The following is a 23,013-nucleotide window of genomic DNA, read 5'->3' as shown; positions in this document are numbered from 1 at the left end:
TAATGCGTTGTTTTACATAATTGTGGGCATCGGCAAATTGAACGAGCTAAGTAGTAAAATCAGGAAATATTAGCTAGGCATGAACGTGTTTCTTGCAACGGAGGCAAAAATGGAACCACACTTAATCATCACGGATATTGACGGTACACTCGCAATTGATCACCAGCACGTTTCGCCCAAAACGTCGGCAGCACTGAATACCGCCATGGACAATGGTCACCAGTTCTTCGTGGCCACGGGACGCATGTACGCACTGGCCAAGATTATGGCTGACCAAGTTTCCCCGCGCGCTGGCGTGATTGGGGCGAATGGGGCAGTGTACGATTTTGCCGGGACGCGCGTGCACCACTTGCTGGGCGCAAAGGCGCTTACCGCCGTCAACGACGTGACCTCGGCCCATGGTCTGTCTGCGTTTTACTTCAGTGATGATAACGTGTACTACACCCAGACGCCGCCCGCATTCGTGGAAGCCGCTCTGCGCGTGTTCGAGCCAAGTGGGTTGACCGTTGGCGTGAAGCAGGTGGGGACGCTCGACAATTTGCTGAAGCACGTCGACGAGATCACCAACGGCATCGTGATTAGCCCCCGTGATGCGGAGGGGCTGGCGAACTCCATGGCCGCCCTGCAGGCAATGAACCTGATGCACCTGTCCGCGTCGAATCACGACAACATGGAACTCATTCCGCTCGGGATTGATAAGGCCACCGCGCTGCAAGAACTGCAGCAGCGCACCGGGATCCCGATTGAGCGGACCATTGTGTTTGGCGACGGGATGAACGATATTGGCATGATGAAGCAGGCCGGCGTGAGCGTCGCGATGGGCAATGCGGTCCCTGCCGTCAAGGAAGTGGCCAAGTACGAAACCGCCAGCAACACCGAGGACGGCATTGCTAAGTTCCTAGACAAGTACTTCAACTAGACAGGATAATAGATGAATATCGGGTGTGCATTAGTGGTCCTGCATTTGCTGGGGATGGCACTGGTGCACACCCGATATCTTTTTATTAACTATTGGTGAAAGATAAACTAATTTGTGGTTGGGTTGCAGCCAAACAAATTGCCGTTTTCGCAACCGTTTTCAATTTTTGGGGTCGATTTTACCCGAGTGAGACATAATTTTTTAGTGTGGCGAATTAATCAACACCCGCTGAAATTGTCATTTTGATAAATGCCGGTCTCTAGGCTTGCACAGGCAGTATATTCGGTAATTGTAGTCACTTGTTCATGTGCGACAGACAATTTATGTGGCGATTCATTCGTATTTGCACTTTACTTTAATCCCATTCTAATGTACATTTTTAGTTAACAATTCCGAAAGTTTCAAGGCGCAATGAAGTGAAAAGTTGCGCCCCTAAACCCAGAAATTTTTCAATAAACGGGGGATTTGGTCTCCCGTGTACGTCTAAGTGAGGAGAAGCCAATGGCTAAATACATTGTCAAACGTGTCTTTTACCTGTTGCTGACACTGTTCATCATCGCATCCGCGACGTTCTTTTTGATGAAGCTCATGCCAGGGACACCATTTAACAACCCAAAGATTCCGGCTGAACAACTTGCTGCCTTGAGAAAGGCAAACGGGTTGGACAAGCCAGTGATTGTTCAATACGGGAAGTACCTGCTTGGGGTACTGCACGGTGACTTTGGGACCAGTTACCAGTTCGCTGGTCAGAGCGTTTCCCACCTGATTGCCTCCCGTGTTGCACCATCACTCCAGATTGGTGCCCAGGCGATGGTTGTCGGAACGCTCCTCGGGATTTTGCTCGGCGCGATTGCCGCAATTCGGGCCAACTCCTGGGTTGACTCCGTGGCGACGATTTTTGCCATCCTCGGCCGGTCCATCCCAAACTTCGTGTTTGCCGCGCTGATGCAGTACTGGCTTGCCTACAAGTGGCACATCTTCCCAATTGCCCTGTGGGATGGTTTTTCGTCCAGTATTTTGCCAACACTCGCTTTGGCCATGGCACCATTGGCACAGACGGCCCGGTTCATGCGGACGGAAATGGTTGATGTCCTCAACTCCGACTACATCGAGCTTGCCCGGTCCAAGGGTGAATCCGAGTGGCAGGTTGTGGCTAAGCACGCCCTGCGGAACTCCATGATTCCAATTGTTACCATTATTGGACCAATGGCCGTTGACCTGATGGTTGGGTCACTGGTTGTTGAAAATATCTTTGCAATTCCTGGTATTGGGGAACAATTTGTTCGCTCGATTTTGACGAACGATTACCCGACAATTATGGGCCTAACCATGATGTATTCCGTCATGCTGGTTGTCGTCCTGCTGATTGTCGATATCCTCTATGGCTTCATTGATCCACGAATTCGTCTTGCAGGGGGGTCGAAATAATGGCTGATTACAAGATTAATGCCGACAGCTTTAAGTTGGCGCACATTGAAAAGGAAGCACAGGAGCACATCAGTACCCCGAGCCTGACCTTCACGCAGGATGCATTCCGGCGACTTAAGAAGAACAAGGTGGCCATGGTTTCCCTCTGGATTCTTTGCATCATGATTTTTCTATCCGTCATCAGCATCTGGTTTTCCCCACACAACCCCAACACCCAGCACCTGAACTGGAATAACTTGCCACCGAAGCTCGGTAACTTGAACATTCCTGGATTCAACGGGCACGGGCTGGTGCGTGGTGAATACATTGACGCATACAAGGCTTCCAAGGTTCCAGATGGCACCTGGTTTGCCCTTGGAACCGACTCACTCGGTCGCGACCTGCTCAGCCGAATTCTGGCTGGGACCCGTGTTTCCCTGTTCGTCGCGTTCATGGCAACCCTGTTTGATTTGACCATCGGGATTATCTACGGGATTGTCTCTGGTTGGAACGGCGGGATGATTGATAACATTCTGCAGCGGATCATCGAAATCATCAGTTCCGTGCCTAACCTGGTTGTTGTTATCCTGATGCTGCTCGTGTTCAAGCCAGGTCTGCTCAGCATTATTGTTGCCATTGCCTTTACCGGGTGGGTGACGATGGCCCGGCTGATTCGTGCACAAACCCTGCAACTGCGTGACCAGGAGTTCATCTTGGCTGCGAAGACGCTGGGTGAATCGCCAATCAAGATTGCGTGGAAGCACCTGATTCCAAACCTGTCCTCCACCATCATCATTCAGACGATGTTCACCATCCCAACGGCAATCTTCTTTGAAGCATTCCTGTCTTACATTGGGATTGGGATTCCTGCACCTAAGGCATCACTGGGGACGCTGCTGTCTGATGGGCAAAAGAACTTCCGCTTCCTGCCTTACCAGATGGTTTACCCTGCCATCGTGATTTCGGTGCTGATGCTCGCGTTCAACCTGCTCGCTGATGGGCTGCGTGACGCATTTGACCCTCGCTCTGCACGCTAGGAGGTGTAATTGTGAGTAAAATTCTCGAAGTAAATAACTTGGAAATTGACTTCCACACTTACGCCGGTGAGGTGCACGCGATTCGCAACGTGTCCTTTGACCTTGAAAAAGGGGAAACACTTGCCATTGTTGGTGAATCTGGTTCCGGTAAGTCCGTTACGCTCCGGACCATCATGGGCCTGCTCGCCAAGAACGGGGAAGTTGTTAACGGTGAAGTGCTCTTCAACGGTGAAGACATTCTGAAGAAGTCAAACAAGGAACTCAACGACATGCGCGGTAACGACATTTCGATGATTTTCCAGGATCCAATGACCTCACTTGACCCAACCATGCCGATTGGGAAACAGGTTGCAGAAGTACTCCGGATTCACAACAGTGTGTCCAAGAAGTCCGCAATGGAAGAAGCAGCCCGTGTGCTCGAACTGGTTGGGATTAAAGATGCCCGTAACCGGCTCAAGGACTACCCCCACCAGTTCTCTGGTGGTCAGCGGCAGCGGATTGTTATCGCCATTGCCATCATCAACAATCCCCAGATTCTGATTGCTGATGAACCAACTACCGCCCTTGACGTAACCATTCAGGCCCAGATTATCGACCTGCTCAAGGAACTGCAGACGAAGATCGATACCAGTATCATCTTCATCACGCATGACCTTGGGGTTGTGGCCGGGATTGCTGATCGCGTTGCCGTTATGTATGCCGGCAAGATTGTCGAGTTTGGGACCGTTGACGAAATTTTCTACAACGCCCAGCACCCATACACTTGGGGTCTGCTCGAATCGATGCCGACGCTTGAGACTAACACTAAGCGCCTGCACGCAATTCCCGGGACGCCGCCAAGCCTGCTCGACCCACCAGTTGGTGATGCCTTTGCACCGCGTAACGCGTACGCAATGCAGATTGACACGGAGCAGGAACCACCATTTTTCCAGGTTTCACCAACCCACAAGGCCGCAACCTGGCTGCTGCACCCAGACGCACCAAAGGTTGAATTGCCACCAGAAATTGCGCGTCGGCGTGAAATCTGGAAGAAGATGAACCCAGAAACAAAAAAACCACAAACCACGGAAAAGGGGGCGGACTAAATGGCTGAGCAGAAGAAGGAAGTACTGGTTTCCGTTAAGGACCTCCAGCAGTTCTTCAACCTAGGCAAGAAGGATGAAGTCCGCGCCATCCAAGACATCACGTTTGACATCTACCGCGGCGAAACTCTGGGGCTGGTTGGTGAATCTGGTTCTGGTAAAACTACCACCGGCCGGGCCATCATTCGGCTCTACAAGCCAACGAGTGGGGAAATCATGTTCAACGGCAAGGATATCGCCAAGCTGAAGAACGGTTCGAAGGAGATGCAGGAATTCCGGCGTGAAACCCAGATGATTTTCCAGGACCCATACGCATCCCTGAACCCCCGGATGAAGGTTAAGGACATTATTGCCGAGGGGATTGATATCCACCACCTCGCCAAGAATGACAAAGACCGTGACGAGCAGGTGGCTAACCTGCTGGAGTTGGTTGGGCTAAACCCTGACCACGCCACCCGTTACCCCCACGAATTCTCTGGTGGTCAGCGGCAGCGGATTGGGATTGCCCGGGCACTTGCCGTGCAGCCCCAGTTCATCATCGCTGACGAACCAATTTCCGCGCTTGACGTTTCCATTCAGGCCCAAGTGGTTAACTTGTTGAAGGAAATTCAGGAGAAGCGGAACTTGACGTACCTGTTCATTGCGCACGACCTGTCCATGGTTAAGTACATTTCTGACCGGATTGCCGTAATGCACAACGGGCGGCTGGTGGAACTGTCCACGGCCAGTGAAGTGTACAACCACCCACTGCACCCATACACGAAGAGCTTGCTTTCTGCAATCCCAATTCCGGATCCAGAAGTTGAACGCAAGCGTCGGCCTCAGCCGTACGATTCCAGTATGGAAGAAGACGGACAGAAGCGGACCATGGTGGAAATCACGCCAGAACACTTCGTCTATGCGGCTGCCGGTGAAGTTGAAGGCTACAAGGCCGCAGCGGCGGCTTACAACGCATAAGTCAAAAGGAGCAATCTCTCAGTCGAACTATTCGGCGCGGGGGTTGCTTTTTTTAGTCCAGTCGTCCGTGAAATGAAATAAGTGGCAGGTGATGTGAAAACGAGAAAGGGCTGTGTAAACGGTACACAAAACTTATTCAAAGAAAGTTCGCATATCACTGGATTTTAACCTACTAGCGGAGTATTCTAATCATTGTACAAAAACGTGACGCAAGATTATGTCACAGATGCATTTCAGGGAGGATTTACATAATGAAGAAGAACAAAGTACTTATGGGCTCTGCTGCCCTGGCACTGACGATCTTGCTTGCAGCTTGTGGAAGCAAGTCTTCTGATACTGCGAAGAAGACCAGCATTCGTGTGATGAGTTCTGACATCATCAACACGATGGACCCCGGCCTGGCAACAGACGTTATCTCTGGTCAGGCAATGGACAACACCTACGCCGGCCTTTACCGCTTTGAGGGCAAGACCTTGAAGCCTGACATGGCTAAGTCCATGGCGACCGTTTCTAAGGACCAGAAGACATACACATTCCACCTGCGTAACGCAAAGTGGTCTGATGGTAAGCAGGTTACGGCTGGTGACTTCGTTTACGCGTGGAAGCGCGCCATCGATCCAAAGACCAAGTCTGAATATGCCTACATCTTCAGTGGGATTCAGAACGCTGACGCCATCATCGCCGGCAAGAAGGCTCCTTCAACGCTTGGTGTGAAGGCCTTAAACAAGACAACCCTGCAGGTTAAGCTTGATAAGGTTATGCCTTACTTCGAAAAGATGATTGCCCTCCAGACATTTGACCCAATTGAAAAGAGCAACGTTGAGAAGTGGGGTAGCAAGTACGGTACTTCCTCTAAGACGCTCACTTTCAACGGACCTTACGTCATGAAGAAGTGGCAAGGTTCCGACAACAAGTGGACCCAGACCAAGAACCCTAAGTACTGGAACGCTAAGAACGTTAAGGTTGACACCTTGAAGTACCAAGTTGTTAAGGACCCAAGCACCGCACTGAACCTGTACCAGGACAACAAGCTTGATGATGTTGTTGTTTCTGGGAACAACGCTCAGCAGATGCAAAACGACCCTTCATACACGAACATTCCTAAGACCGCAACGTACTACTTGGAAATGAACGGTAACAACAACCCAATCTTCAAGAACTTGAAGGTTCGCCAGGCGATGTCCCTCGCGGTTAACCGCAAGGAATTCATCAAGAAGGTTCTGGGTAATGGTTCTGTCCCAATCAGCACCGTTGTTCCAAGCAAGATGTTCTACAGCAAGGACGGCAAGGACTTCACGACTGAAGCCGACAAGGCCGTTAAGAAGGACACCACCTACAACCTGAAGCAAGCCAAGAAGCTCTTTGCTGAAGGCATGAAGGAAATGGGTAAGACCAGTGCTAACTTCTCACTTCTGTCTGATGACACCGAAGCTGCTAAGAGCACCCTTGAATACCTGCAGAACGCCCTTGAAAAGGTTTCTGGTCCTAACGCTAAGCTGACCGTGACGACCAAGTCTGTACCATTCAAGACTCGTCTCCAGCTTTCAGCTGACCGTAAGTTCGACATGGTTGTTACCGCTTGGAGTGCTGACTTCCCAGACGCAATCAGCTTCCTTGACCTCTTCACCACTGGCGCTGCATACAACGACGGTGAATGGAGCAACAAGACCTACGACAACGCAGTTAAGGCATCTAAGGGCTCTGACGCAATTAGCACCACCAAGCGTTGGAACGACCTCCAGACGGCTGCACAGACTCTCACCAAGGACATGGGCGTTGTGCCTCTGTACCAGCTGGGTGAAGCGCACCTGATCCGGACTTCTGTTAAGGGTATGCAGTCTTGCCCTAATGGGATGGTTAACTTCGTTGGCGCTACTAACAACAAGTAATCTCGCAAATAAAAGGAACGGCATTTGCCGTTCCTTTTTTGTTTGCCGTGGCTAATTTAATTGCGACGTTTATCTCATTTTTGCCCGCAGATGAGTATCCGCATTTTTTCGCGTACAAGTTGCGTGACGGCTCAAAATGAGAAAAGTTCAAACAATGTGGCAAAAACATGCAAATTGTTCACATACTGTGACACGTGTCGAAATAAATAGACGAAAATGAGCAATTTTTTTGAAAAATTAGTGTACATTAAGTAAAATGTGATGTATTCTAAGAAACATAGTTGAAATCAAAGAATTTTCGGAGGGAAACACATGAAGAAGAAACCACTATGGCTTGGCGCTTCGCTGACCACGTTGGTTATTCTGCTCGCCGCTTGCGGTAGCAGCAATTCCAGCTCGGATACCAGCAGTAAGGACCAATCCATCAAACGCATGGCGAAGGATGTTATCGCCACAATGGACGCAGCTAAGGCTACGGACGCTATTTCAGGTCAGGTTTTGCAGGATACCGGTGCTGGTCTTCTCCGTTACGACGGTAAGAAGCTCGAACCAGATCTCGCCACTTCCAAGGCGAAGGTCTCCAAGGACCAAAAGACTTACACCTTCACAATTCGTAAAGGTGCTAAGTGGAGCGACGGGAAGGCGATTACTGCCCAAGACTTCGAATACTCATGGCAGCGGTTGGCTGACCCTAAGACCAAGTCTGAATATGCATATATCACTACTGGGATTAAGAATGCAGCAGATATTCAGGCGGGCAAGAAGCCAGCATCCTCACTTGGTGCTAAGGCAACTGGCAAGTACACCTTCCAGGTTACCCTGGACACGCCAATGCCTTACTTTGAATCCATGATTACGCTGCAGGTCTTCAACCCAGTTGAAAAGTCCGCAGTTGAAAAGTACGGCGAAAAGTACGGGACCAGTGCGAAAACGACCACTTACAACGGGCCATACACCTTGACCAAGTGGAACGGTTCCTCTAACTCTTGGACAGAAAAGAAGAACCCTAAGTACTGGAACGCGAAGAACGTGCACGTGCAGACCATTTCCACGCAGGTGGTTAAGGAAGCAACGACCGCACTTAACCTTTACCAGGGTGGCAAGCTTGACGACGCAATTCTGTCTGGGGACACCGCTGCCCAGATGCAGAATGACCCCGAGTACAACACTGTAACTCAGGGCCGGACGACTTACCTTGAAATGAACGCTAAGCGCGTGAAGGCTCTCGGCAACGCGAAGATTCGCAAGGCGCTTTCCCTGTCCATCAACCGTAAGGAATTCATCAAGAAGGTTCTTGGTGATGGTTCCCGTCCAATCTCCACACCTGTACCTTACGGGCTGTTCTCGAACGACGATAACGGCAAGGACTTCGCTACCGACTCTTCCAAGAAATACGCTGCTAACTCCAAGTACAACGTGAAGGAAGCTGCTAAGCTCTACAAGGAAGGCCTGAAAGAAGAAGGAATTGACTCTGTTTCCTTCACGCTGCTGTCTGACGACACCGACGTTGCGAAGAAGACCCTTGAATACCTGCAGGGTGCATGGACCAAGGCTCTTCCTGGCATCAAGGTAGCAACCAAGTCCGTACCATTCAAGACGCGTGTTCAGCTGTCTCTTGACCACCAGGCTGACGTCGTTGTTTCATCCTGGCAGGCTGACTTCCCTGACGCAATTAGCTTCCTTGACCTGTTCACAACTGGCAACAGTTACAACATGGGTGAATGGAGCAACGCTCAGTACGACAAGCTGATCAAGGCTTCCAAGACGACTGATGCAACTTCCATCAGCAAGCGTTGGAACGACCTGAAGAAGGCTAACGAAATCATCGCTGACCAGCAGAGTGTCATCGGCCTGTACCAGACTGGTGAAGCTCACCTGACCAAGAAGACGATTAAGCACATGCCTTACAGCCCAGGTAACATGATTAACTTCGTTGGTACTACTAACAAGTAGTCTGACGGGTGCAAAAGAGGGTAAGACCGAAAGTCTTACCCTCTTTTTGTGTTCCTAGCGTTGAGTGTTCAATGCAATGCGGCGTTGGCCTCATCAAGCAGGCGGGTCAGCTTGTTCAGCTTCTTCTTGCCCAGTATGGCGAGCAGCTTGTCGATGTTGCCGTAGTACTGCTTGCCGAGTAGTCCCGAGGTGAGTGACTCGCCGGAGCGGGTGAGCGCGAAGGTGAAGGCGCGGCCGTCATCATCTTCGGGCACCTTGGTTAAATAGCCCAGATCAATTAGCACCGCCGCATTCTTGGTGATGATGGGGCGATTGACGTTCAGCTTGGTTGCCAGTTCACTTGGCCGCATCGCCTCGGGTGTATTCGTGACGGTGAACAAAATATCGAGCTGCATTGCGTTGAGCGGCGTGTTCGGGTTGGTGTGAATGTGCCGGGCAAACTCATCGGCACTGGCCATTGCGCGAATAACAGATTTTTTCATAAAAAAGCACCTCACTTTTAGTAATTGCGGCGGGCAACTTACTCGTTAATATAAGTGTAGCATGGCTGTGCGGGCGCTGCCCTACTTTGGGGCAATTGGCCCAGCAAAAGAGTGCGTTTGCCCCTCGACCAGCTTGATTGCAGGGGTTATGCTTATCTTGTTATGTGAAAGAAGTGGATGATTATGGCAACAAATTTAAATAGTCGTTTGACCTTGAACAACGGTGTGCAGATGCCGATTTTCGGGCTCGGGGTTTGGCAAGCGGATAACGCGTCGGCCGAGAACGCTGTGTATGCGGCGCTGAAGCACGGCTACAAGATGGTGGATACGGCTAAGCAGTACGGTAACGAAACCGGCGTTGGCCGCGGCATTGCCCGGGCACTGGCGGATGGGCTAATCAAACGCAGCGACCTGTTTGTCACGTCGAAGGTGGCTAACCAGGACCACGGTTACGCACAGACGATTGCCAAGTTTGACGGCACCCTGGCGCGTTTGCAGCTGGATTACCTGGATCTGTACCTAATTCACTGGCCGGTTGACGGGATGTACGTTGAGACCTGGCGTGCCCTTGAGGATTTGTACGCGGCGGGTAAGGTGCGGGCGATTGGGGTCTCGAACTTTGACGTCCACCGCCTGCAGGTTCTGCTGCGTCAGGGCAAAATTGTACCAGCTATTAATCAGGTGGAATTCAACCCCCAGATGCAGGAACGGGAAATGCAGGATTTCGCGCGCGAGCACGGCATTCAGCTTGAGGGCTGGTCGCCACTTGGCCACGGCAGCGCAATGAGCGACCCGACAATCGGCGCGATTGCGCAGGCACACGGTAAAACGGCGGCCCAGGTGATTTTGCGCTTTGACGTGCAGAGCAACGTGATTACAATTCCGAAGACCGTGCACGAAAACCGGCTGGTGGAGAACGCAGACATCTGGGACTTTGAATTGACGGATGCTGAGATGGCGGCAATTCGTGGGCTCGATAAAAATGAGCGGTCCCTGTGGTATCCGGCATTTGGTTGGTACGGCACGGACACAGACTTCGGGATGGCGACGCAGAAGTGGCCAGATTCTCCCGTGAATTACGATGAATAGGTGATTAATATGGACAGCAAAGCACAATTGGAACAGGCATACGCATACGCGAGTTCGATTTTAAATGGTGACGGCAGCGGTCATGGCATGGACCACATCGACCGGGTGCTGGCGAATGCGCGGTTGTTACTGAGCAAGACGGCGGGTGCGGATGCACTAATTGTGCTGACGGCGGCGACACTGCACGACACCTACGACGAAAAGCTCGTGGCGGACAAGGTGGCAGCGCGGGGGCTGACGCAGGCGAAGTTGCAGGAGCTCATGTACACACAAGCCCAGATTGATGAAATCCTAGCCATCATCGACCAAATGTCATTCAGTTACGGTCTGGATCACGATGTCCACCTTGATGTGAACGGCCAGCTGGTGCAGGACGCCGACCGGCTGGACGCGATTGGGGCAATTGGTATTGCGCGTGCTTTTGCGTATGGCGGGGCAAAGGGACGACCACTAGATGACGGTCAGGGTGCCCGGAGCAACTTGTCCAGCGCTGAGTACCACAAGAATGCAGGTGGAACGATTCAGCACTTCCACGAAAAATTGCTCGGCATTGCGGGAACGTTAAACACCCCAGCCGCCCGCGAAATCGGTCGGGCCCGTACCCGCGTCCTCCGCGACTTCCTAGATGAGTTCGAGGCGGAGGTGGAGGGAAACAGGTAAACAGAGCGGAGGGGGGCGCATAGAAGGTGAGGATTACCGGCGAATTGAGTTTGATGGCGGGTTTTGCCCATCAGACTCAATTCGTGGGTAACCGGAACCTTCTGCCCCGCGGAGCTCGACTAAGAACACAGAGTGCAGCCACCTGGTAGCTTTTGAGCATTACCGTGAGTTTGAACTAGCCGAGCGTTCTTTGCTCGGCTAGTTCAGACTCGTGGTAAGCGGAAAAATCAGGCCGACGCACCCCAACCATCCCGCCGCCTCCTTTCCGCATTAGCCATCATGTTCCCTTCAGCGGCACGCAGCCAAAGCCGAGCGCCGAATCTCATCGTCCATAACCCGAACATTTCCCTCAAAGAGGTACCCACCAGCAAAATCTGTGGGTACCCCTTTTTATATTTTGTTTCGCGAATGTATCGATTAGGTAAATTCGTAAAAATACTTTTCAATTGTTGCCTCACTAGTATTGGTATAGCCACATATACTATTTACATAGATAAAAACCCACGGGAGGGATTACGTCAGGTAAGGAGGTGCATAAGTGATGCTTGAATCTGAATTCGGACCAATCTACCGCGACTTTCGGGTTAGTAAAGGGTTCAGTATGCGCGAGGCAAGTGACAACAAGGCGGCCTCGATTCAGTTTTTGTCCCAGTTTGAGCGGGGGAATACGCGAATTGGCTTCGTTCGCCTAGGCCGCCTGCTCGAGAATATTCATGTCAGTATGGAAGAATTGCTGGCGGTCCGCAGCCTGCGCAGTAGTAACTGGCTCGACTGGTGGGCGTTCGCGCTTGATTACGCTCAGCGAACCGGCGATGCGCGCATGCTAAGCCACGTATTGTTTCCGGAAAGGGTGGAGCGCGTTGTTCGCGCAGTCAACCGGGTAATCCTGCTCTCGCCGTTGCAGCGACGCAATGAACTGACCCGGGTGGAAAAATTTGCGCTAACCAACATCGTTAATCGCAGTCAGCATTACGGTGTGTTCGTAAATCTGATTATCACACACACAGCAATTGCGCTTCCTGCCAGCGTGCGGCGACACGCAATTGCGACGCTTGACCGGCAATCTTGGTGGGATGACGTGCTCTACCTGCGCCCGGGGACCTCATTTTCCGCGATGTGGGCGCTGGCCGAGGCCGAGGTGTACATGCATAATTCGAACAAAGCCAAGGACCTGATGCAGCTGATGGGCCAACATTTGTCGCCGTCTGATTTGTACGAGCGGCTCACGTTACTCGCACTTGAGGCGGAGGCTGACCTTGCTCAAGGGTTGACGCAGGAAGCAGACAAGAAGCGCGCAGACGTGATTGCCACACTTAGAGTGCTTGATGATCACAGCGAAGTACGGCGGTATTTGGCACACACAAAACTAGTGTGGCCGGAATTGGGGGTGAAGTAATGGTTGAAACAATTGGTGATTTTGGGTTGATGTTCCACTTAACGCGGGTGAATTCGGGGCTTCATCAGCGGGAATTGATGGGCGCGGGTGTTGCCGTGCAGACAGTGTCGCGCTTTGAAAATAAACGCTCGGATTTGAGCCTGTCGAGTGTCATTAGCTTGCTTCAGGAAGTACCCGTGACGATGCATGAGTTTCTCATCACCAGTACGGGGACGTTTCCTGATTCGTTCGATGAATTCCTGCAATATGTTGGCGTGCTCGGGGTGACGCGGGATGCAGACGAACAAATTGCTGGGTTTGCGCTGCGTTGTCGCATCCTGTACGCAATGACGAAGAATGTGGAGTGGCGGATGCGGGCGGCGATGCTCGCGTCATCTGGTGACATTAAGGTGCAGGAGCAGGAACGCAAGCTGGTGTTGAGCTATTTAATGCGGGTGGACGACTGGACGTCGTACGAATTCATTCTGCTGCGCCGGACGCTGTGCACGGGGGTTTTGCTGTGGCAGGACATTCCGCAGCTTTGGCCCAGGTTACACCGCTTTAACCGGGAGGAACACCGCATGAATTACACCCGGCAGCGAATGCAGCTGGTGGCGCTGCTCAGCGTCGCGGATTTGTTCATGGAAGCCCGCGATTTTGAGTGGTTGGACAAAGTGCTGACGGTCACGCGGCAACTGCCGGTGCGGTCGGGCGATATTTGTGCAGAATTTCACCTCAGGGCACTGGAAGCTGAGCAGCTACTACTGTGTCCCGGAGCGGATCACCGGTCTGGGGCCAAACTACTGCATGAGTTGTATCATAGTGCGAAATTTATCGGCGCACCCCAAATCGTGGCACGTTTAGAAGCAATTAGTGTCGCAACTGGGACAGATTTGCGCAAAATGCCACAAAAAGTGTGAAAAGGGCTTGCCAACTAGGGCGGATTCGTTGTATATTATTTGAGCGGTTGAAATTAATAAAGCCGTTGACGAATGCCGCCTTAGCTCAGTAGGTAGAGCGCATCCATGGTAAGGATGAGGTCGCTGGTTCGAATCCAGTAGGCGGCATCTTGATATGAAAACACCCAGCGAATGCTGGGTGTTTTTTTGTGCCCGCATTCACAAAATCAAATCAGTGCGGCGAGCAGGTTGTTTAAAATGTGGAGTGCAATTGAGCATTTCAAATCCCGGGTGATTGCGTACGTCAGGGCCAGCGCCGCGCCCATGCCGGCGTAGATGAAAACGTCGATGAGCGTAGTTGGCCCATGAACAATTGCAAAGCAGCCGGCGCTCATGAAAATATTGAAGGCCTGGACCGCTTTAGTGCGCGGCAGCGGGGTGAGGTTCATGAGGAGACCGCGAAAAATCAGCTCCTCGGTTAGCGGCGCGGCAACGACGGTGAAGACGGTCATGGTCAGCTGCGCGCGGCTTATCAGGCGGTCCAGCGCGACCTCGTTGGTGGACTGCTGGATTACTTGGTGCGCGACCAGAATGCTCGATAGCACCTGCACGGCTGCAAGAAGCACTAGGCCAATTACCAGCCCGCGCATCAGCCGCTTAAAATCTGGGCCCTGCCAGTACCAGCCGTGGTGGTCCGGCGGCGTTGCGTTTTTTGTGAAGCGCAAGTAGGTGCGACGGAGCCACCATATCAGCACCGTAAAGCCGATGAGCATGAGAATCAGGCTGCTGACGGTGGGGTTGCTGAAGTGACCCCTAATGGGCAACATGAACAGCATTTCGGCAATTTGGTAAGCGAGCAGGGCGCAGATGGCAATCGCCATTCTCGTCAAGGTCTGTTTAGTTAGTGAGGTTTGGGGCAAACCGGTGACTCCTTTCGCAATTAGTGCCGACGCACGTTGATGATGACGATGACGATTGCGCAGACAAATAAGGTGACAAGGGCAATGCCCATGAGCACAGCCGCGACCGTGTAGACCGTTTCGAGCATCGATAAACTAATCATGCACTAACCCTCCCGTTTGCACGGCGTTCTGGATTAGTCCGCCATCCAGCGCGGCAGTGATGGCCGGTGCTGGTTCATCGCGGGCAATCAGCACCAGTGTGTGCAGGGCGCGGGTGGCGAGCGTGTACAGAATGTCGCCGGAATTGTCCTGTCCGAAAGCCGCGGCGCTGACATCGGCGGCAATAACCGCGTCGAATTCCAGGCCCTTAGCTAGGTAAACGGGCAGCACCAGTATTCCGTGGCCCAAGTCGTGATCGGCGGCCGTCAGCAAGCGGGCCTTGACGTGGTGTTTTTGGAGCTGACTGGTGACCCCTTCCGCCTGCCGCGCGGTGCGGGTCAGAATCGCGACCGTCTTGTTCGTTTGTGCTAAGTCGCGTGCAACCTTGACCAGGGTTTGGGTGTAGTCCGCTCGGGGCACGGTGAAGAGCGTCGGCAGCTGGCCATCACGGGCGAAGGGAATGATTTGGTCTCCGTCCGGAATCAAACTAGCGGCAAAGCGGGTGATGGGTGCGCTGCTCCGGTAAGCACGGTTCAGGCTGATGACACGGGATTTTTTGTGCGGGATGGCCGCCTCGAACTCATCAATGACGGTGGCATCACCGTTGCGGTAGCTCGTGGTGAAGACATCCTGCGCGTAATCGCCCAGAAGCGTCATGTTGGCGTTCGGGAACGCGTGGTGGACGTAGCACATGAGCGCTGGTGAGTAATCCTGCATCTCGTCGACGAACACGGCCTTAATCGCGTGATTTTGCCCGCCGCCACTCAGCAGGTCACGAATGTACATAATTGGTGCCGCATCGTCGAGGTCTAGGCGGTGCTCTTCAATGGTACCGGACACACCGGCGACCATCGCAGCCCACACGTTTGGCGCAACGACGCTCTGCGGGCAATTGGTTAGAAAGTCGAGGTACTCGGCGTAGTAGTCGATGAAGTAGTCGTCGTAAAGGGCGGTGTAGACCGGCGCGAACTTCTCCGCCACGACCGCGCGGGCCACTGCGGCAAGTTCTTCGCTGCTTTCCTCGTAGACCTTTCCGCTCAGGTAATGGCGTACCTGCTCGCTGCTGAGGCCGGCAAGCACGTCGTCCACCCAGTCCTGGTGCGTTTCCAGGCGAATGCGCGTGTTGAGTCGTTGCATCAGCTTCTTGCGCAGGGCGGCCAACTTATCGGCCGTGGTCATCGCTGCCGGTAGCTGGCTGTAAATCCGCATCATGGTGTTGACGCTGAAGAAAACACTACCTTCCAGTTCAATGGCGATGAAATGCAACTGGTGGTGAGTCTTCGCGTACTTAGCGGCCAGCTGCATGAATTCCGCGCTTTCTTTGAAGCGGCGAATCGTGGCGGCTGCTGCGGGCAACTGCTGCTCATCGCGTTCGAAGCGCTCAAACAGACTGGCCACTTGCAGGCCGGATAGCCGCTTGCTGAGAAATTCGTTCAGCGTGGTCTGAATCATGTTCTTTTCGCCCAGGCTGGGCAGCACTTCAGCAATGTAGTTGGCGTACAGCCGGTTGGGTGAAAACAGAATCATCTGGTCTGAGTTCAGCACGCTGCGGCTGTGGTAGAGCAGGTAGGCGATGCGTTGCAGGACCGCACTGGTTTTCCCAGAGCCCGCCGCCCCCTGGACGATGAGCAGGTCGCTGTCCGTGTCGCGGATGATGGCGTTTTGTTCTCGCTGGATGGTGCTGACGATGTTTTGCATGTGTTCGCTGCTCTGGTCGCCCAAGACGGCCTGGAGCATTGCGTCGCCAACGGTCTCACTGGTGTCGAACATGTGCACAATCTGCCCATCCTCGATGCGAAACTGTCGCTTGCGTTTTAATTCGGCGCTGCGGGGGCCGGATGGTGTGTCGTAGCTGACCTGGCCGAGAACCCCGTTGTAATAAATTCCGGCAACGGGCGCGCGCCAGTCGTAAATCAAAAAGTCCCCTTGATCGTTTTGCAGCGTTCCGGTACCAATGTAGAGCGTGTCGTCGCCATCGTCATCGGTGATGTCAATTCGGCCGAAATACGGGCTGGGTTCCAGGCGGTACAGGGTGGTGCGCTCACGGGTTAAGATCTGTTCGTTTTCCACGGCGCGGGCGACCATTTGCTTTTGTTGCTGCACCGCGGCGTTGGTTTCCATCCGGTCATCGATTTCGGTGATGTTGACCTTGGTGGAATCACCGTAACTGCGTTCAATGCGCTGCGTTTCCTTGTGGGCGTCGTCGATAAGGCGGTCCACTTCGCTGCGCCGGAGCTTGATGCGGCGGATGACGGAATCGACGCGCTGTTGTTCGAATTCACGACTGCTGTTATCCATCTTCTACCTCCATGCCAATTAATTGACCCTGTCTTTGCGAATTAGTTTTACAATTTTATGCCACTCGGGCCCGCAATGCAAGTATTTGCGGGCCTGGCGGGAACATTGCAGTTTAGTGGAAATATTTGACGGTAAATTGCACAAAAATGGCCAAGACGAAATGGCCGAGCTGCGGAAAATCTTGGTTGACGCACAGTCTGATACAAGTGTTATGGATACATCGCGGCTTGGGTGGTTATTCTGGTATAATTATAGAAGACATAATTTCATTCGCGGACACAGGAGGAAAGTACAATGAAGAAACTTACTTGGGTTTTACCATTGGTTCTTGCACTGGGCCTAGCTGGTTGCGGTCAGAAGCAATCAAGCGACAACGATTCATCAAGTAGTGCGGTCAAAACTAGCAAGACCAGTTCCAGCAGCACTACCACAAGCTCCGCCAAAGTGGACGTCAAGGTTACCTTTGATCAGGCGTGGCAGACGTTCACCGATAAGCATGCGGATGCGGCGGTGACGAACGTTGAACTGGATAAGGGCATGTCCGGTTATGAATACAAGATTGAAGGCACCAGCAATGACCAGGAATACGAATTAGTTCTGGACGCGCAAACCGGGAAGACGGTGCGCGAACACCAGGAGAAGCTGGACGCTGACGAGGCAAATGGCGTGCAAAAGCGCGAGGACGGAATTAAAAAGACTGGCTTGAAGAACATTGATGACGTAACCAAGATTGCGGAAAAGCAAGCGAAGGGGACAGCCTCCCAGTGGGACCTCAGCAAGGATGATGGCAGCACCACCTGGGAAGTTAAGGTTCAGCAGGGCCACCAGAGTACCGAAGTCACCATTGATGCGTACTCCGGCGCGGTTGTGAACACCGAACAGGACGACTAAATTCTTGCGGGGAAGCGTAGTTGCGTCGGACGCACGTGCGTGAAATCTGCAAACTAATAATGAATCTAACGGCGGGGCAATGTCTTGCTGTTAGGTTCATTTTTTATGGAAAGAACTTAATGCAAGGACTGGCAGAGTGCACGGCCGGCGCCGCTGTCGTAATTATTGGTCAAGGCCGGTGCAAACGCGTGCTATAATGATAAATGAGTGAAAATTAAGGAGCAACTAGACATGGCTAAAAAAATCATCCTGACAGGTGACCGTCCAACCGGTCGCCTGCACATTGGGCACTACATTGGTTCCCTGAAAAACCGGGTTGAACTGCAGAACTCTGGTGATTATGAATCTTACATCATGATTGCGGACTTGCAGGCATTGACCGACAACGCGCGCAACCCAGAAAAGATTCGCAACTCCCTGCTGGAAGTTGCGCTCGACTATTTGGCCGTGGGGATTGACCCAAGCAAGTCGACAATTCTGGTGCAGTCGCAGATTCCGGCGCTGTCCGAACTGACGATGTACTACCTGGACTTGGTTTCCGTGAACCGCTTGAACCGGAACCCAACCGTGAAAACCGAAATTGCGCAAAAGGCGTTCGGCGAATCCGTGCCCGCCGGTTTTCTGATTTACCCAGTTAGCCAGGCAGCGGACATTACCGCGTTTAAGGCGGATACCGTGCCCGTTGGGGATGACCAAGAACCTATGCTGGAGCAGACCCGCGAAATCGTGCGGACGTTCAACCGGACCTACAACGTGGATGTGCTCGTTGAACCAGAGGGCTACTTCCCGCCTAAGGGTAGCGGCCGGTTGCCCGGAATTGACGGGAACGCCAAGATGAGTAAGTCACTTAACAACGGGATTTACTTGGCCGATGATCCTGACGTCGTGCGTCAGAAGATCATGAGCATGTACACCGACCCGAACCACATCCACGTGGAAGACCCCGGTCAGGTCGAGGGGAACGTCGTGTTCACGTACCTCGACATGTTCGGGACGGACAAGGAAAAGATTGCCGAGCTGAAGGAACAGTACCGGGCTGGTGGTCTTGGCGACGTGAAGATTAAGCGATACCTGGTTGACGTCATGGAGGCAATCCTTGAACCAATCCGCAACCGCCGTCTTGAATACGCTAAGGACATGGGTGCAGTTGCCCAGATGCTTAAGGATGGCTCAGCCAAGGCGAACGCAGTGGCTGAACAGACGCTGGCCGAGGTCCGCGCCGCTATCGGGGTTAATTACTTCTAAATTGAAGAATTATCGGAAAAGATTGTCCAATATGGGCAATCTTTTTTTGCACTTTTTGCTGACTAGGGCTGATTATGCGGTCACAGTTGCACCGCGAGTAGTGAATCTAGTTTAAGATTCAGCAAAAGATGCGGGGAGAAAAAGGCGAAGCGGCCGCGAAAAAATCGAATCAAACGTTACTGCCGCGCTGATTTTGTTATCTTATCGAGCGCTTGTCAATGCGGATTTGCGCCTGATTACCCCTTAAATTCACGGTAACGTGCACTTTACGTGATGGCGCTTACGCCGTGAATGGTATATGCTTGGTATTAATTCAAAATCATTGAGGAGTGATTTTCAGGATGAAGAAGAAATACGTAATGGGGGTTGCGCTTGTCGCAGCAACCGCACTGCTTGCAGCTTGCGGTAACAGCAAGCAAACAGCCGGGAATGACGGTCAAACCGTGCGGCGGATGGCGCGCGACGTCATTTCGTCGATGGACCCAGCCCACGCGGCGGATAACGTTGCGATGCAGACGCTCACGGACACGGTCTCTGGGCTTTACCGGTTCCACGGCAACAAGCTGCAGCCGGACATGGCCGCACAGAAGGCGTCGATTTCTGCGGACCAGAAAACCTACACCTTCCACCTGCGCAAGAACGCCAAGTGGAGTGACGGCAAGCAGGTGACCGCACAGGATTTCGTGTACGCGTGGAAGCGCGCCGTTGATCCTGCAACTAAGTCTGAATACGCCTACGTTTACACGGGCATCCAGAACGCGGACGCAATCATGGCGGGCAAGATGCCAGCGGCCAAACTGGGCGTTAAGGCGATCAATAAGACCACGTTCCAAGTGCACCTGGACCACGTGATTCCTTACTTCGAGTCCCTCGTGACGCTCAACGTCTTTTCACCACTCGAAAAGTCCGTGGTTGATAAGTCCGGCAAGAAGTTCGGCACGAAGTCCAGTACACTCACCTTCAACGGCCCATACAAGTTGGGTAAGTGGAGCAACGAAGATGGTAACTGGACGGAAGTGAAGAACCCAGATTACTGGAATGCCAAGAACGTGCACGTGAACAAGATTAAGGTACAAGTCGTTAAGGACGCATCGACGGCGGTTAACCTATACCAAGGCGGCAAGCTCGATGACGCCGTGATTACCGGGGATACTGCCACCCAGATGGTCAATGACCCTGATTACAAACCAGTTAAGCTGCAGCGTTCATACTTTATCGAAATGAACCAAGGCCGCGTGCCAGCACTGAAGAATCAGAAGGTGCGTCAGGCACTGTCACTCGCCATTAACCGCAAGTCATACCTGAAGCGGGTGCTTGGTGATGGTTCAAGCAAGATTCAAACCGTTGTACCAAGTGGTTTGTTCACCAGCAGCGTGACCGGCAAGGACTTCGCCACTGAGACAGGGAAGGCTGTTGCCAGTTACACCGACTACGACCTCGCGAAGGCGCGCAAGCTCATGAAGGCGGGACTGCAGGAAGCCGGCATTGATAAGTTCAGCTTCACGCTGACCGCAGATGATTTGGACGCCGGGAAGAATTCCGCACAGTACCTGCAGGGTGCCTGGACCAAGGCCTTTCCACAGGTAACCGTGCACGTTAAGTCGGTCCCAGCCAACACCAGGCTTGCTCTTTGCCGCGCGCACAATTTTGACGTGGTCCTGGCAACATGGGGTGCGGATTTCCCTGACGCCATTAACTACCTGGATCTGTTCACCACGGGCAACGACAACAACGACGGTCAGTGGAGCAACAAGCAGTACGATGCGCTCATCAAGGCCTCGAACACGACCCACGTGACTAACCCAACGATGCGCTGGAACGACTTGAGCCAGGCCAGCCACATCCTGATTCGGGATATGGGGGTCATTCCGCTTTACCAGGCGGGCGAGGCGCACCTCACCAGCAAGACAATCAAGCACATGGAGTACGGGCCAAATAACCTGATTGACTTTGTTGGCGTAACTAACCAGAAGTAACGGCGTCAGCGAGTATTTGTTGATGCTAAGATACACGACCAGCAACAGCACCGCGCAGTTCAATTGCGCGGTGTTTTTGCGTTCAAGGGTCTGATGACAGGCAGTTCTGACGTCATTATGCGGGTATTTGGCCATTATTTCGCATGCATCAATAAATAACTAGTGTTAGGGCTTTCTTGTGTTTGGTTAACAGCGTAGAATAACGCTAAGAACACCTTTGGAGGAGCCGCTAATGGGAATAATGCAAAATAATTTGCGCAAAATTGATGTCAAACCGACGCCAGTGTACAAGAAGGCTTGGCTAGTGTTTCTTGTCCTTGCGCTCGTGATTGGAAATGGTGGGCTCGTGCTTGGCCACAACGAGTATGTGGGAACGGTCATTAAGCATGAATCCAGCGAAGGTTTCCGTGGGCGGACAGATCGGGACATTATCGTGCGCCTGCAGTCCGGAAAGAAGATTAAGCTGACCAACGATAACACCATCCTGCGCCTGAAAAGAAACGCGGCAACTTTGCAAAAACGAGCACGCGTTGGGCACAAATATCGTTTTGAGACCTTTGGCAAGTTTGAACACAATATCTCCAGCCTCCATGAGGTGAAGTGATGATTGGTGGCGGAATTGGGATGGCCGTTGAGGTCGAAGCCCAGGTTCAGGATGTGGTGCGGCAGTGGGGGCTGGTGCCGGCGCAGAACTATCTGCTGGTGCAGCGTGCGTCAACGTCACGGCTTGATGCACTCAGGTCTACGCTAGGTGAACGCGGTGACGATGCGGGCCTGTATGATGAGGACTACGTAATGGCAGCCTCTTTCGACGGGTTGGTGTTAAAGCGCATCGTTCCCGGCAAATTGGGCGACACACCCAACTCCGGGAAGCGCGTGCTGAACCGCGGCGAACTACAAAATGTGCAGATGAAGCACGCTGACGGTAAGTACACGATTAGTTTTGTAACCGGGGGCAACCCGGAAGTGTACTATGTGCGCGATGAGCAGCCGCAAAGATTGCAGTATTTGCTGGAAAACGCCGAGCACCTTCTGCAAAACCGGTTGTACGGGATGGCGAATGCAGCCAGTTCTGCAGTGCCGCAACTTGAAGGTGCTACTGCTAAGACGGAGGAAAATGCAACGAAATTGGCGGCAACACCGGAGTACGTTCCCGATGAGTATCGGCCAGAACGCAAGCACGCCGGAATTTTTGGTGCCGGGAAGTCCAATGCGGCCCGCCCGCGGCAAGACAAGCAGTCACCGCGCTGGTTCACGCGTGCGATATTTCACCGGGGTGGCGGCTGGCGCAATCAAGTCGTACGGGGTGTGCTCGTGCTCATTCTCGTTTGCGGATTCTTCGGGTTCGAAGCGATTGGCCGCCACACGCTGACGGGCACGGTGACCGAGATTAACCTCAACAAGGGTCGGTACCGACGAAGCATTGAGATTACGATTGACCAAGATAACGGACCAAGCGTCACGGTGGAAAATTCTGGCAATCCCTTTTTGCTTAAGTGGAATACTGATAGCGTCCAAAAGAAGATCCGTGTAGGCGGGCATTACCGATTTAAGGTTGCCGGACCAGAAAACGACTGGTTGACCAGCTACAACATTGTCGATGTCGAACAGACAAAGTAGGATGCACACACTGTCGCTGTCCGGCAGCGTAATCCCTTTCGGTGGTCGTAGTTACGCAGTGGTATAGGGGCCGCGCCTGGACGGGACCGGTGCGCGTTCCGTGCGGCCGGTTGAAGCCCCAAAAGCGGGGTCTTCAACCTAAAAATTGAGCCCCGCCTCACCGTTCTTCGGGT

Annotated in this window: 20 protein-coding genes and 1 tRNA gene; 17 read left to right on the top strand and 4 right to left on the bottom strand. The window is 52.8% G+C overall.

Annotated features, from left to right (window positions below):
* The first annotated feature begins 109 nt into the window (after positions 1-109).
* The 7 genes from EKN00_RS08785 (at position 110) to EKN00_RS08755 (ending at position 9,244) form a co-directional block, all read left to right on the top strand.
* Positions 110-919, top strand: coding sequence for a Cof-type HAD-IIB family hydrolase (locus EKN00_RS08785; RefSeq protein WP_127849761.1), 810 nt, complete (start codon positions 110-112; stop codon positions 917-919).
* A 501-nt stretch (positions 920-1,420) separates the two neighbouring features.
* Entirely contained in the window at positions 1,421-2,347 is a 927-nt protein-coding gene (opp3b, locus tag EKN00_RS08780) for an oligopeptide ABC transporter permease (RefSeq protein WP_127849760.1), read from the top strand.
* Complete coding sequence (locus EKN00_RS08775; RefSeq protein WP_127849759.1) at positions 2,347-3,363, top strand: ABC transporter permease; 1,017 nt, start codon at positions 2,347-2,349, stop codon at positions 3,361-3,363. The genes opp3b and EKN00_RS08775 overlap by 1 nt, the downstream gene beginning before the upstream one ends.
* 11 nt (positions 3,364-3,374) lie before the next feature.
* Complete coding sequence (locus EKN00_RS08770; protein WP_127849758.1) at positions 3,375-4,448, top strand: ABC transporter ATP-binding protein; 1,074 nt, start codon at positions 3,375-3,377, stop codon at positions 4,446-4,448.
* The gene (locus EKN00_RS08765) at positions 4,449-5,402 is read left to right on the top strand and encodes an ABC transporter ATP-binding protein (RefSeq protein WP_127849757.1); all 954 of its coding nucleotides are present in this window, start codon (positions 4,449-4,451) and stop codon (positions 5,400-5,402) included.
* A 251-nt stretch (positions 5,403-5,653) separates the two neighbouring features.
* A complete protein-coding gene (locus EKN00_RS08760; protein ID WP_127849756.1) occupies positions 5,654-7,291 on the top strand; it encodes a peptide ABC transporter substrate-binding protein in 1,638 nt (545 codons plus the stop codon).
* Positions 7,292-7,603: 312 nt separating this feature from the next.
* The gene (locus tag EKN00_RS08755) at positions 7,604-9,244 is read left to right on the top strand and encodes a peptide ABC transporter substrate-binding protein (protein ID WP_127849755.1); all 1,641 of its coding nucleotides are present in this window, start codon (positions 7,604-7,606) and stop codon (positions 9,242-9,244) included.
* 68 nt (positions 9,245-9,312) lie between these two features.
* Here the strand turns inward: EKN00_RS08755 and EKN00_RS08750 are convergent, their stop codons facing one another.
* The gene (locus EKN00_RS08750; RefSeq protein WP_127849754.1) at positions 9,313-9,726 is read right to left on the bottom strand and encodes a MarR family winged helix-turn-helix transcriptional regulator; all 414 of its coding nucleotides are present in this window, start codon (positions 9,724-9,726) and stop codon (positions 9,313-9,315) included.
* A 183-nt stretch (positions 9,727-9,909) separates the two neighbouring features.
* Between EKN00_RS08750 and EKN00_RS08745 the strand changes: the two genes are divergently transcribed.
* From EKN00_RS08745 to EKN00_RS08725, 5 genes are all read left to right on the top strand, one after another.
* The gene (locus EKN00_RS08745; RefSeq protein ID WP_127849753.1) at positions 9,910-10,815 is read left to right on the top strand and encodes an aldo/keto reductase; all 906 of its coding nucleotides are present in this window, start codon (positions 9,910-9,912) and stop codon (positions 10,813-10,815) included.
* A 9-nt stretch (positions 10,816-10,824) separates the two neighbouring features.
* Positions 10,825-11,475 carry an HD domain-containing protein gene (locus tag EKN00_RS08740; protein WP_127849752.1) on the top strand — a complete coding sequence of 217 codons (651 nt, stop codon included), beginning with the start codon at positions 10,825-10,827 and terminating at the stop codon, positions 11,473-11,475.
* A gap of 541 nt (positions 11,476-12,016) precedes the next feature.
* Positions 12,017-12,871, top strand: a complete 855-nt coding sequence (locus tag EKN00_RS08735; RefSeq protein WP_127849751.1) for an XRE family transcriptional regulator — start codon at positions 12,017-12,019, stop codon at positions 12,869-12,871.
* Positions 12,871-13,770 carry a hypothetical protein gene (locus EKN00_RS08730; protein WP_127849750.1) on the top strand — a complete coding sequence of 300 codons (900 nt, stop codon included), beginning with the start codon at positions 12,871-12,873 and terminating at the stop codon, positions 13,768-13,770. The genes EKN00_RS08735 and EKN00_RS08730 overlap by 1 nt, the downstream gene beginning before the upstream one ends.
* A 74-nt stretch (positions 13,771-13,844) precedes the next feature.
* Positions 13,845-13,917 (top strand) — tRNA-Thr (locus tag EKN00_RS08725).
* A 59-nt stretch (positions 13,918-13,976) separates the two neighbouring features.
* Here EKN00_RS08725 and EKN00_RS08720 read toward each other — a convergent pair.
* From EKN00_RS08720 to helD, 3 genes are read right to left on the bottom strand one after another with little or no spacing between them, the layout of a single operon-like run.
* On the bottom strand, positions 13,977-14,669 hold the full coding sequence (locus EKN00_RS08720; RefSeq protein ID WP_127849749.1) for a CPBP family intramembrane glutamic endopeptidase: 693 nt from the start codon (positions 14,667-14,669) through the stop codon (positions 13,977-13,979).
* A gap of 20 nt (positions 14,670-14,689) precedes the next feature.
* On the bottom strand, positions 14,690-14,812 hold the full coding sequence (locus EKN00_RS11100; protein WP_277749634.1) for a hypothetical protein: 123 nt from the start codon (positions 14,810-14,812) through the stop codon (positions 14,690-14,692).
* Entirely contained in the window at positions 14,805-17,108 is a 2,304-nt protein-coding gene (gene helD, locus EKN00_RS08715; protein ID WP_127849748.1) for an RNA polymerase recycling motor HelD, read from the bottom strand. The genes EKN00_RS11100 and helD overlap by 8 nt, the downstream gene beginning before the upstream one ends.
* A gap of 294 nt (positions 17,109-17,402) precedes the next feature.
* Between helD and EKN00_RS08710 the strand changes: the two genes are divergently transcribed.
* From EKN00_RS08710 to EKN00_RS08690, 5 genes are all read left to right on the top strand, one after another.
* On the top strand, positions 17,403-17,999 hold the full coding sequence (locus EKN00_RS08710) for a PepSY domain-containing protein (RefSeq protein WP_127849747.1): 597 nt from the start codon (positions 17,403-17,405) through the stop codon (positions 17,997-17,999).
* Positions 18,000-18,230: 231 nt separating this feature from the next.
* Entirely contained in the window at positions 18,231-19,244 is a 1,014-nt protein-coding gene (gene trpS, locus EKN00_RS08705; RefSeq protein WP_127849746.1) for a tryptophan--tRNA ligase, read from the top strand.
* 341 nt (positions 19,245-19,585) lie between these two features.
* Positions 19,586-21,220, top strand: coding sequence for a peptide ABC transporter substrate-binding protein (locus EKN00_RS08700; RefSeq protein ID WP_127849745.1), 1,635 nt, complete (start codon positions 19,586-19,588; stop codon positions 21,218-21,220).
* A 232-nt stretch (positions 21,221-21,452) separates the two neighbouring features.
* The gene (locus EKN00_RS08695; RefSeq protein WP_127849744.1) at positions 21,453-21,824 is read left to right on the top strand and encodes a hypothetical protein; all 372 of its coding nucleotides are present in this window, start codon (positions 21,453-21,455) and stop codon (positions 21,822-21,824) included.
* Entirely contained in the window at positions 21,824-22,840 is a 1,017-nt protein-coding gene (locus tag EKN00_RS08690) for a hypothetical protein (protein ID WP_127849743.1), read from the top strand. Before EKN00_RS08695 ends, EKN00_RS08690 begins: the two co-directional genes overlap by 1 nt.
* The last annotated feature ends 173 nt before the right edge of the window (positions 22,841-23,013 follow it).

Origin of the sequence: Lacticaseibacillus hulanensis (genome assembly GCF_004010095.1) — a bacterium.
In the GTDB taxonomy this organism is placed as follows: domain Bacteria; phylum Bacillota; class Bacilli; order Lactobacillales; family Lactobacillaceae; genus Lacticaseibacillus; species Lacticaseibacillus hulanensis.
Note: the sequence above shows the minus strand (reverse complement) of the source record. Positions and strands in the feature narration are given on the sequence as shown.